Genomic DNA, 10,607 nt, shown 5'->3' with positions numbered 1-10,607 from the left:
TCAACCACTTGCGCTTCCGATCTCTCGTTAGCGGGAGGCGAATTCTACAGCGTTACACGCTGCTGTCAACACCTCTTTTTCTTCGCTTTCGACCGAGAAAATCGAACCGCTGAAGGCGCCAGCAAACCGGCATTTCCAACGCCTTCCAGGCTTCGATGAACTGAAGCGAGCCACCGTCGAAACTTACTTAACTCATTGAATCTCAAGGAGTTTTCCGTCTCGACTGCGCCGGAAGTGGGGCGAATTATAGACATCTAAAATTCGCCGTCAACCCCTTATTTCAACTTTACTCAGATTTCAGCGTAATCCGTGCAAAAGCTTTCTTGCCCGCCTGACAAACGTGCGTCGCACCCAGTACGTATATAAAGGAACGATCAACCACCTCGCCATCTACACGCACACCACCGGAAGCCAGCAGATCACGAGCAGCCGCCGAGTTCTTCACCAGACCCGCCTTATTAAGAACAGCAGCAATCGGCATATCCTCAACCGCAGTCAACTCGACCTCTGGCAGATCATCCGGCAGCTCGCCATCCTTCATACGGTTACCCGCACCACGGTGAGCATTGGCTGCAGCCTCTTCACCATGGAAGCGCGCAACAATCTCTTCAGCCAGCTTGATCTTGATATCACGCGGATTAGCACCCGCTTCAACATCGGCGCGGAAAGCGTTTATCTCATCCATCGAACGGAAGCTGAGCAATTCGAAGTAGCGCCACATCAACGCATCGGGAATCGAAACCAGCTTGCTGTACATGACACCCGGTGCTTCCTGGATACCGACGTAGTTGCCCAGCGACTTGGACATCTTCTTCACGCCATCCAGACCTTCAAGCAATGGCATCGTCAGAATGCACTGCGCTTCCTGCCCATAACCACGCTGCAGCTCACGCCCCATCAGCAGGTTGAACTTCTGATCGGTACCACCCAGCTCAACGTCAGCGCGCAATGCTACAGAGTCATAACCCTGAACCAGCGGATAGAGGAATTCATGAATGGCGATCGGCTGGTTGGTGGTGTAGCGCTTGTCAAAGTCATCACGCTCGAGCATACGAGCGACGGTGTATTGCGAAGTCAGACGAATAAAGTCCGCAGGCCCCATCTGATCCATCCAGATGGAGTTGAACGCGACTTCGGTTTTCGCCGGATCAAGAATCTTGAACACCTGAGTCTTGTAGGTCTCGGCGTTTTCCAGAACCTGCTCACGGGTCAACGGAGGACGCGTGGCGCTCTTGCCGCTCGGGTCACCAATCATCCCGGTGAAATCGCCAATAAGGAAGATCACCTGATGCCCCAATTCCTGGAACTGGCGCAGCTTATTAATAAGCACAGTGTGACCAAGGTGTAGATCAGGCGCAGTTGGATCGAAGCCGGCCTTGATTCGCAGCGGCTGGCCACGCTTGAGCTTTTCGATAAGCTCGGACTCGACCAACAGTTCTTCCGCACCACGTTTAATCAGCGCTAGCTGCTCTTCAACCGACTTCATAACAGACCCGCAAGGCTCAGATTCAAAGGGAACCAACCATACAAGATCGCACACCAAATACAAGTTTTGCCCGGCGCACGGACGTCAATCCACAGACAGGGCGTCCGCAGACTTGCCTCAGAGATGATTTGGTTATATTTTATACAGTTATTTCATCTTCATCATGTCATTCATCTTTTCCAATTCATCTTTTTCAAAGTCAAATTACTTATGACCACTGAACCGTCTAAAGCGCCACCGCTTTACCCGAAGACCCACCTGCTCGCCGCAAGTGGGATCGCCGCCCTTCTCAGTCTGGCGCTCCTGGTGTTTCCATCCAGTGATGTCGAAGCCAAAAAGACAACGCTGAGCCTTGAACTGGAAAGTCCTGCTGAACAATTGACACAAGATCAAGACGCTGCCGACGCAGTTCAAGCCACAAATGAGTCCGTAGCTTCCCCTTTCGCTCAGATCGAAAACAGCGCCGAAGAGACGCAGGAAACCGCTCAGGCCGCACCTGCGCCTACGCCGGCCGTCGAAGAAAAGAAGGCTCCAAATCACAGGGAAGTGATCGTCTCCAAGGGCGATACGCTTTCTACACTGTTCGAGAAAGTCGGCCTTCCGGCCGCGACCGTCCATGAAGTGCTGGCCAGCGATAAACAAGCCAAGCAATTCAGTCAGCTCAAACATGGCCAGAAACTCGAATTCGAATTGAATCCACAGGGCCAACTGACCAACCTGCACACCAAGGTCAGCGACGTTGAAACCATCACCCTGACCAAGAACGACAAGGGTTATGTATTCAACCGCGTTACTGCCAAACCGACTGTCCGCACTGCTTATGTACACGGCGTGATCAACAGCTCGCTGTCGCAGTCCGCCGCCCGCGCAGGTCTGTCCCACAGCCTGACCATGGACATGGCCAGTGTCTTTGGCTACGACGTCGATTTCGCCCAGGATATCCGCCAGGGCGATGAGTTCGATGTGATCTATGAACAGAAAGTGGTCAACGGCAAAGCTGTTGGCAACGGTCCGATCCTGTCCGCCCGCTTCACCAACCGCGGCAAGACTTACACTGCGGTGCGTTACACCAACAAACAGGGCAACAGCAGCTACTACACGGCCGACGGCAACAGCATGCGCAAGGCGTTCATCCGCACACCGGTAGATTTCGCCCGCATCAGCTCGAAATTTTCCATGGGTCGCAAACACCCGATCCTCAACAAGATCCGCGCTCACAAAGGCGTTGACTACGCCGCGCCGCGCGGTACACCAATCAAGGCTGCCGGTGACGGCAAAGTGCTGCTGGCCGGCCGTCGCGGCGGTTACGGCAACACCGTGATCATCCAGCATGGAAACACGTACCGTACGCTGTATGGCCACATGCAGGGTTTCGCCAAGGGCGTGAAGACCGGCGGGACTGTCAAACAAGGCCAGGTGATCGGTTACATCGGCACCACTGGCCTGTCCACCGGTCCGCATCTGCACTATGAGTTCCAGGTCAACGGTGTTCACGTCGATCCATTGGGCCAGAAGCTGCCGATGGCCGACCCGATCGCCAAATCCGAACGCGCTCGCTTCCTGGCGCAGAGCCAGCCATTGATGGCTCGCATGGACCAGGAAAAGGCCACCATGCTGGCTTCGAGCAAACGTTAAGTCATGGCTCTGTATATCGGCGTGATGTCCGGCACCAGTCTCGACGGGCTGGACATCGCCCTGATCGAGCAATCCTCGGCGATCAACCTGGTCGCCACACACTACATACCCATGCCTGACACCCTGCGCGCCGAGCTGCTTGGCTTGTGCGCCAGCGGCCCTGACGAAATTGCCCGCTCGGCAATTGCCCAGCAAAACTGGGTGAAGCTCGCCGCGCAAGGGATCCATACTCTCCTTGAAAAGCAACAGCTCAAGCCTGAAGCCATTCGCGCGATCGGCAGCCACGGCCAGACCATTCGCCACGAACCTGCACGCGGCTTCACTGTGCAGATCGGCAACCCTGCCCTGCTGACCGAGCTGACCGGCATCACCGTCGTCAGCGACTTCCGTAGCCGCGATGTAGCCGCCGGCGGCCAAGGCGCTCCGCTGGTTCCTGCCTTTCATGAAGCGTTGTTCGAAGAGCGTACCGGTAACCGCGCAGTCCTGAATGTCGGCGGTTTCAGCAATCTCAGTCTGATCGAGCCGAACAAGCCTGTAGCCGGTTTCGACTGCGGGCCGGGGAATGTGCTGATGGATGCCTGGATTCATCAGCAACGGGGCGAGAACTACGACTGTAACGGGCAGTGGGCAGCCAGCGGCAAGGTCGAACCGACCCTGCTGAAAGCCCTGCTCAGCGATCCGTTTTTCGTGACCCAAGGCCCGAAGAGCACCGGCCGCGAAGTTTTCAACCTGCCATGGCTGGAGCAGCAACTGTCGCGCCTGCCAGGTTTCGCAGCCGAAAACGTACAGGCAACACTGCTCGAACTGACGGCGCTGACCATCGTCGAATCGCTGCAAAGCGCTCAATCGAATACCGAAGAGCTCCTGGTTTGTGGGGGCGGCGCCCACAACGCCACACTGATGAATCGCCTGGCCGGGCTGCTACCGAACGCCAAAGTCGCCAGCACATCGACCCACGGCGTCGATCCGGACTGGGTCGAGGCCATGGCCTTCGCCTGGCTGGCCCACTGCTGTCTGGAAGGGATCGCCGGCAATCGCCCGAGCGTTACCGGTGCCAAAGGCCTTCGCGTACTCGGCGCCATCTACCCCAACTGACAAAACCCAGACAACAAAACGCCGCAGAACCGTGAGGCTCTGCGGCGTTTTATTGTGTAGGGTGAAACGCTATCAGATCGAGAACGAGGAGCCGCAACCACAAGTAGTGGTGGCATTCGGGTTCTTGATCACGAAACGCGAACCTTCCAGACCTTCCTGGTAATCCACCTCGGCACCCGCCAGGTACTGGAAGCTCATCGGATCGACTACCAGACTGACGCCTTCGCGCTCGACAATGGTATCGTCCTCGGCCACATCTTCATCGAAGGTGAAGCCGTACTGAAACCCTGAACAACCGCCGCCCGTAACGAATACGCGCAGCTTCAAGCGATCATTCCCCTCTTCATCGACCAGGCTCTTCACCTTGTGCGCGGCACCTTGAGTGAATTGCAAAGCCGTGGGGGTGAAGGATTCGACGCTCATGCTGACTATCTCCCGGCGTTACGCCGCCATAATGCGTGATGACGCGCATTATCCGCTTGTCCTAGAAAATCGGTCAACTATTGTTACGGTATATCAATAAACCTGATCAACCGATCAGAATGCAAAAAGGCCCGTCAAACGGGCCTTTTTACCGAGCAAGATCAGCTGTTACGGCAGCATGCCCGCGTGGGACAGACCCAGACGCTCATCCAGCCCGAACAGGATGTTCATGTTCTGCACTGCCTGACCCGACGCACCCTTGACCAGATTGTCGATCACGGAAAGCACCACCACCAGATCGCCATCCTGCGGACGATGAACCGCAATTCGGCAGACATTGGCGCCACGCACGCTGCGGGTTTCCGGGTGGCTACCAGCCGGCATCACGTCGACGAACGGCTCATTGGCATAACGCTTTTCGAACAACGCCTGCAGATCCACCGAACGATCCACCACGGTCGCGTAGAGCGTGGAGTGAATGCCACGGATCATCGGAGTCAGGTGCGGCACAAAGGTCAGACCGACATCCTTGCCTGCGGCACGACGCAGTCCCTGGCGAATTTCCGGCAGGTGGCGGTGACCTTTCACCGCATAAGCCTTCATGCTTTCCGACGTCTCGGAGTACAGCGAGCCTACGGCAGCACCGCGACCGGCACCGCTGACGCCAGACTTGCAGTCGGCGATCAGGTGCGAAGCGTCGGCAATGCCCGCCTCAAGCAACGGCAGGAAACCCAGCTGCGTCGCGGTCGGATAGCAACCCGGCACGGCAATCAGACGCGCCTTCCTGATTTGCTCGCGATTGACTTCCGGCAAGCCGTAAACCGCCTCGTCCAGCAACTCCGGCGCGCCGTGCGGCTGGCCGTACCACTTGGCCCACTCATCGGCGTCCTGCAGACGGAAGTCTGCCGACAGGTCGATGACCTTGGTGCCGGCCGCCAGCAACTCGCCGGCCAGTGCATGGGCAACGCCGTGCGGAGTGGCGAAGAACACCACGTCGCAAGCGCCCAGGGTCTTGATGTCCGGCACGCTGAATGCCAGACCGTCATAGTGACCGCGCAGGTTCGGGTACATATCAGCCACGGCCAGACCGGCCTCGGATCGGGAAGTGATTACCACCACTTCTGCCTGCGGATGCTGTGCCAACAGACGCAGCAATTCGACACCGGTGTAACCCGTGCCGCCGACGATACCGACCTTGACCATAAACCTGCCCTCAACGAACCCACTGGAAAGCCGTCGATAATAGGGGCCGCGCGCCCCTGCGACAACCGCCAAGGTGACGTGCGGACGCTCAAGCCTCTACTATCCGGCCTACCGTGAATTGGGGAATAACCAAAAATGCTCTATCTATGGATCAAAGCGCTTCATATCGTCAGCATCGTGTGCTGGTTTGCCGGCCTCTTCTATCTTCCGCGACTGTTCGTTTATCACGCGCAAAGTGAAGACACGATCAGCAAGGAACGCTTCAGCATCATGGAGCGCAAGCTGTATCGCGGCATCATGGGCCCGGCAATGATCGCCGCGCTGATCTTCGGCGGCTGGCTGATCTACCTGAACCCGGGCATCTTCAGCAGCGGTGGCTGGATCCACGCCAAACTGACCCTGGTCGTGCTGTTGATTGGTTACCACCACATGTGCGGCGCGCAGGTAAAACGTTTTGCCCGTGGCGAGAACACCCGCAGCCATGTCTTTTATCGCTGGTTCAATGAAGTGCCGGTTCTGATATTGCTGGCTATCGTAATTCTGGTCGTGGTCAAGCCGTTCTAACTTCAACAAATACAACTTTCCGGGGTACTTCCGATGTCGCTGCCCACTCTGCTCGAACAACGTCTGCGTCTGCCTGTGGTGGCAGCGCCGATGTTCCTGATCTCCAATCCTGAACTGGTGCTGGCTTGTTGCCGCAACGGCGTGGTTGGCAGCTTCCCGGCGCTGAACCAACGCGAAAGCAGCGGGTTCAAGGCCTGGCTGGAGCAGATCGAAGCGGGACTGGCGACACTCGAGAACCCGGCGCCTTATGCCGTGAATCTGATTGTTCACAAGAGCAATCCACGCCTGGAGGCGGATCTGAACATCTGCGTCGAGCACAAGGTACCTATCGTCATCACCAGCCTCGGCGCGGTGAAGGAAGTGGTAGACGCCGTGCACAGTTACGGCGGCCTGGTCTTCCATGACGTGACGACCCGCCGCCACGCAGAAAAAGCCGCCGAGGCCGGTGTGGATGGTTTGATCGCCGTCGCAGCCGGCGCCGGTGGGCACGCCGGCACCTGGAGCCCGTTCTCGCTGATCGCCGAGATCCGCGAGTTCTTCGACAAGACTCTGTTGCTTGCAGGATGTTTGAACCATGGGCATGAGATTCTCGCCGCACAACTGCTCGGCGCGGATCTGGCCTACCTCGGCACGCGATTTATCGGCACCACTGAAAGTCATGCGCCTGACGCCTACAAGAAGATGCTGCTGACTGCCAAAGCAGCCGACATCATTCATACTCCTGCCGTGTCCGGTGTTCCGGCCAGTTTCATGCGCCAAAGCCTGGAGGCCGCCGGTTTCGACATGGCAGCCCTGCAAGGCAAGGGTGAAGTTAATTTCGGCGACAAGCTCAAGCCGATCAACGACGAAGCCAAGGCCTGGAAAACCGTGTGGTCAGCGGGCCAGGGCGTAGGGCAGATCGATGATCTGCCAGGCGTGGATCAACTGGTGACGCGTCTCGATGCTGAATACCGCCAGGCCCTGGAGCACGCAGCGCAACTGCCGAAACGCTGGCCGCGCTGAATGAAACCCGGCCGGTCGCTGCCTGACCGGCCTCACACTGACTGCCCCCCTTCAATTTATCTCGCGACAAGGATGCCTCGGCCATGAGCGAACCCCGTTACAAGATCGTTTTCGACGGCGCGCTCCAGCCTGGCGTCGACATCACCACGGCCAAGCTCAACCTGGCCAATCTGTTCAAAAGCGATGTCGCCGCCATCGAGCGCCTGTTCAATGGCCGCACCGTCGCGCTCAAGCGTGATCTTTCGCATAGCGATGCGCAGACTTATCTGCAAGCGCTGAGCAAGACCGGGATCGATGCCCGGATCGAAGCGGAAACGCCCATCGAACTGAATCTGTCGGATGTCCACGAGCAAAGCGCTGCCGTCGCGGAGCCTGATTCGCCTTATGCGCCCCCTCGCGCCGCCGTCGGCGAAAACCTGCCGGCATTTGCGCCGCTGAAGCCGTTCGGTGCTGAAGGCAGGATCGGCCGCTTGCGTTATCTGGCATGGTCGATGGTGTTGAGCCTGGTAACCCTGCCAATCGTCAGCGTGTTCGCGCTGATCGGCCTGGGCCTGGTCAGCGCCGACTCGACGACCGGCCTGATCATCGGCGGTCTCCTCGCCTTCTTCCTGTTTCTGGCCTTCGCGATCATTGGCATCCTGTTCAGCATTCAGCGCTTGCACGATATCGGCTGGTCGGGATGGCTGTGGCTGCTGACCCTGGTTCCATTCGTGGGCAGTTTCTTCCCGCTGGTGATCATGGTCGTGCCGGGCAATACCGGCGCCAACCGCTATGGCCCGCCGCCGCCGCCGAACAGCACGGCAGTCAAAGTGCTGTGTTCGCTGTGGATCGTGTTTATCGGGTTGTTCTTTGTGGGTGGCATGCTGGGCGGGATCACTGCCATCCAGCAGGAATATGAAAGCAGCCTTGAAAGCAGCTACGAGAGCGGTTCGGTGAACACCGATGAAATCGATGTCGAAGTCGAGCCCGCCGCGAATTCGGCAGACGATGCAGCCGAAGCCGCCCTCGCCCCTGTAGACTCTGCGAAAGAATGAACAACGCTCCCCGCCGTGACACCTGCGTCCACGGCGCGGCGCTGTTGCGATGGAGATTTGCATGACCCGTTACGCTCTGATCACCGGCGCCTCCAGCGGCATCGGCCTGGCCATGGCCGAAGCCCTGGCGCGCCGTGGCCGCAGCCTGATTCTGGTGGCCCGACAGCGTGATCAGCTGGAAAGCATCGCGATTGAACTGACTCAACGCTTCGGCGTGGAAGTGCTGTTCCGCGCCTGTGATCTCGGTGAGCCGCTGCGCCTGTCCGGTTTTCTGCTGGAGCTCGAAGAAGGCGACCGGCAGATCGATCTATTGGTCAACTGTGCCGGCATCGGTACTTGCGGCCCGTTCCTTGCCCAGGACTGGATGACCGAACAGGACCTGATCGAAGTGAACATCCTCGCCCTTACCCGCCTCTGCCATGCCATCGGCAACAGCATGGCGTTGCAGGGCGGCGGGCAGATTCTCAATGTCGCGTCGGTGGCGGCTTTCAACCCCGGGCCGTGGATGAGCACCTACTACGCCAGCAAGGCGTATGTCCTGCACTTCTCGGAAGCACTTCGAGTGGAACTGAAGAAATGCGCGGTCAAGGTGTCGGTTCTCTGCCCCGGCCCGACTCGCACCGCGTTCTTCAGCACGGCACAACTGAACAACGACAAGCTCAACGCCAGCAAATTGCTGATGAGTCCCGAGGAAGTCGCGCTGTATACCGTGCGCGCCCTGGAGAAAAACCGCGCGATCATCATTCCCGGACGCCGAAACCGCTGGTTCGCCTTTCTGCCCCGGCTCGGTTCGCGCTGGCTCAATCGCACAATTGTCGGCATGGTCAACAAGGCTTACTGCCCGCGCTGAAGGGCCGGCAGGCAAATGACTGGGCGCGGTGTGCCCTCGTGGGTACACTCAGTCCAGCTCAAACAACGGAGAAAACAGCTGTGGATACTCTGTTCACCAAGATCATCAACCGGGAAATCCCGGCGAAGATCATCTACGAGGACGACCAGGTTCTGGCGTTCCACGACATCGCCCCACAGGCACCGGTGCATTTTCTGGTGATCCCGAAGAAACCGGTGCGCACCCTCAACGACCTGACCGAAGACGACAAGGCACTGGCCGGGCACATCCTGTTTACCGCTCAGCGTCTGGCGCTGGAGCTGGGTTGCGAGGAAGGCTTCCGGGTGGTGATGAACTGCAATGAAATGGGCGGGCAGACTGTCTACCACATTCACATGCACGTACTCGGTCAACGCCAGATGAACTGGCCTCCGGGCTGATTGAACCCAAAGATCGGTGGGAGCGCCCTGCTCCCACGTGACCCAGCGCAAACCTTCCCCGGCCGATTCAGTTAAACTGGCCGCCGAGATTCCTCCCGGAGGTCAGCATGACTACCCAACGTCACTACTCGCCCATTGATCGTCTTCTGCTGCAAGCCGATGCCGCGATGCGTACCTTGCTGCCATTCAGCGGCCAGCCGTACCGTCCGTCGCCGGCAATCGTGCAGCCCGATGTGCAGATGAGCGATGAAGACACCCGCCACGTCGCCGGCCTGATGCGCATCAACCACACCGGTGAAGTCTGCGCCCAGGCGCTGTATCAGGGCCAGGCCCTGACCGCCAAGTTGCCGCAGGTGCGCGAGGCCATGGAGCATGCGGCTGAAGAAGAGATCGATCATCTGGTCTGGTGCGAACAGCGCATTCACCAGTTGGGCAGCCACACCAGCGTGCTCAATCCGCTGTTCTATGGCATGTCGTTCGGCATCGGCGCAGTCGCCGGGTTGATCAGCGACAAGGTCAGCCTCGGATTTGTCGCCGCCACCGAGCATCAAGTCTGCAAACATCTGAACGAGCATCTTGAGCAACTGCCGGCCGAGGACGAAAAATCCCGGGCGATTCTGGAGCAGATGCGTATAGATGAAGAACATCATGCGGAGAGTGCACTGGAGGCCGGTGGTTTCCGTTTCCCGGCGCCGGTGAAGTTCGGCATGAGCCTGCTGGCCAAAGTGATGACCAAGAGCACTTACCGGATCTGAAAAACGTGTCTAGTCCTGAAATAGGTTTACACCTGTTTCAGCTGTCTAGTCCTGAAATAGGTTTACACCTGTTTCAGCCTCAAAACGCCCGATGCACCGCATCGGGTGTTTTGTATTTCAGCGACAGATGAGGCCGCTCGT

At 58.3% G+C, this 10,607-nt stretch carries 11 protein-coding genes; 8 read left to right on the top strand and 3 right to left on the bottom strand.

Annotated features, from left to right (window positions below; all coding sequences use genetic code 11):
- Positions 1-286: 286 nt before the first annotated feature.
- A complete protein-coding gene (gene tyrS, locus CAF73_RS29410; protein ID WP_085705412.1) occupies positions 287-1,486 on the bottom strand; it encodes a tyrosine--tRNA ligase in 1,200 nt (399 codons plus the stop codon).
- 210 nt (positions 1,487-1,696) lie between these two features.
- Between tyrS and CAF73_RS29405 the strand changes: the two genes are divergently transcribed.
- Together CAF73_RS29405 and CAF73_RS29400 are read left to right on the top strand one after the other, a co-directional pair.
- On the top strand, positions 1,697-3,121 hold the full coding sequence (locus CAF73_RS29405; RefSeq protein WP_085705410.1) for a peptidoglycan DD-metalloendopeptidase family protein: 1,425 nt from the start codon (positions 1,697-1,699) through the stop codon (positions 3,119-3,121).
- Between the two features lie 3 nt (positions 3,122-3,124).
- Positions 3,125-4,216 (top strand): anhydro-N-acetylmuramic acid kinase, encoded by a 1,092-nt coding sequence (locus CAF73_RS29400; protein WP_085705408.1) that lies wholly within the window; start codon positions 3,125-3,127, stop codon positions 4,214-4,216.
- 72 nt (positions 4,217-4,288) lie between these two features.
- Here the strand turns inward: CAF73_RS29400 and erpA are convergent, their stop codons facing one another.
- Positions 4,289-4,639 (bottom strand): iron-sulfur cluster insertion protein ErpA, encoded by a 351-nt coding sequence (gene erpA, locus CAF73_RS29395; protein ID WP_003228776.1) that lies wholly within the window; start codon positions 4,637-4,639, stop codon positions 4,289-4,291.
- Positions 4,640-4,807: 168 nt separating this feature from the next.
- Positions 4,808-5,842 carry an N-acetyl-gamma-glutamyl-phosphate reductase gene (argC, locus tag CAF73_RS29390; protein ID WP_011336183.1) on the bottom strand — a complete coding sequence of 345 codons (1,035 nt, stop codon included), beginning with the start codon at positions 5,840-5,842 and terminating at the stop codon, positions 4,808-4,810.
- A gap of 135 nt (positions 5,843-5,977) precedes the next feature.
- Between argC and hemJ the strand changes: the two genes are divergently transcribed.
- The 6 genes from hemJ to coq7 all read left to right on the top strand — a co-directional run bounded on the left by hemJ (position 5,978) and on the right by coq7 (position 10,466).
- Positions 5,978-6,406: a protoporphyrinogen oxidase HemJ gene (gene hemJ / locus CAF73_RS29385; RefSeq protein WP_085688426.1), complete on the top strand. Its 429-nt coding sequence runs from the start codon at positions 5,978-5,980 to the stop codon at positions 6,404-6,406.
- Between the two features lie 33 nt (positions 6,407-6,439).
- Positions 6,440-7,408 (top strand): nitronate monooxygenase family protein, encoded by a 969-nt coding sequence (locus CAF73_RS29380; RefSeq protein WP_085705406.1) that lies wholly within the window; start codon positions 6,440-6,442, stop codon positions 7,406-7,408.
- 83 nt (positions 7,409-7,491) lie between these two features.
- On the top strand, positions 7,492-8,442 hold the full coding sequence (locus CAF73_RS29375; protein ID WP_085697696.1) for a DUF805 domain-containing protein: 951 nt from the start codon (positions 7,492-7,494) through the stop codon (positions 8,440-8,442).
- A gap of 61 nt (positions 8,443-8,503) precedes the next feature.
- Complete coding sequence (locus CAF73_RS29370) at positions 8,504-9,292, top strand: SDR family oxidoreductase (RefSeq protein WP_085697697.1); 789 nt, start codon at positions 8,504-8,506, stop codon at positions 9,290-9,292.
- Positions 9,293-9,372: 80 nt separating this feature from the next.
- On the top strand, positions 9,373-9,711 hold the full coding sequence (locus CAF73_RS29365; protein ID WP_007956318.1) for a histidine triad nucleotide-binding protein: 339 nt from the start codon (positions 9,373-9,375) through the stop codon (positions 9,709-9,711).
- 107 nt (positions 9,712-9,818) lie between these two features.
- Positions 9,819-10,466, top strand: coding sequence for a 2-polyprenyl-3-methyl-6-methoxy-1,4-benzoquinone monooxygenase (gene coq7, locus CAF73_RS29360; protein ID WP_007956317.1), 648 nt, complete (start codon positions 9,819-9,821; stop codon positions 10,464-10,466).
- Positions 10,467-10,607 lie beyond the last annotated feature (141 nt).

Source organism: Pseudomonas sp. B15(2017) (assembly GCF_002113215.1).
GTDB lineage: Bacteria > Pseudomonadota > Gammaproteobacteria > Pseudomonadales > Pseudomonadaceae > Aquipseudomonas.
The sequence above is the reverse complement of the archived record's forward strand: the minus strand, read 5'-3'. Positions and strand labels throughout refer to the sequence as shown.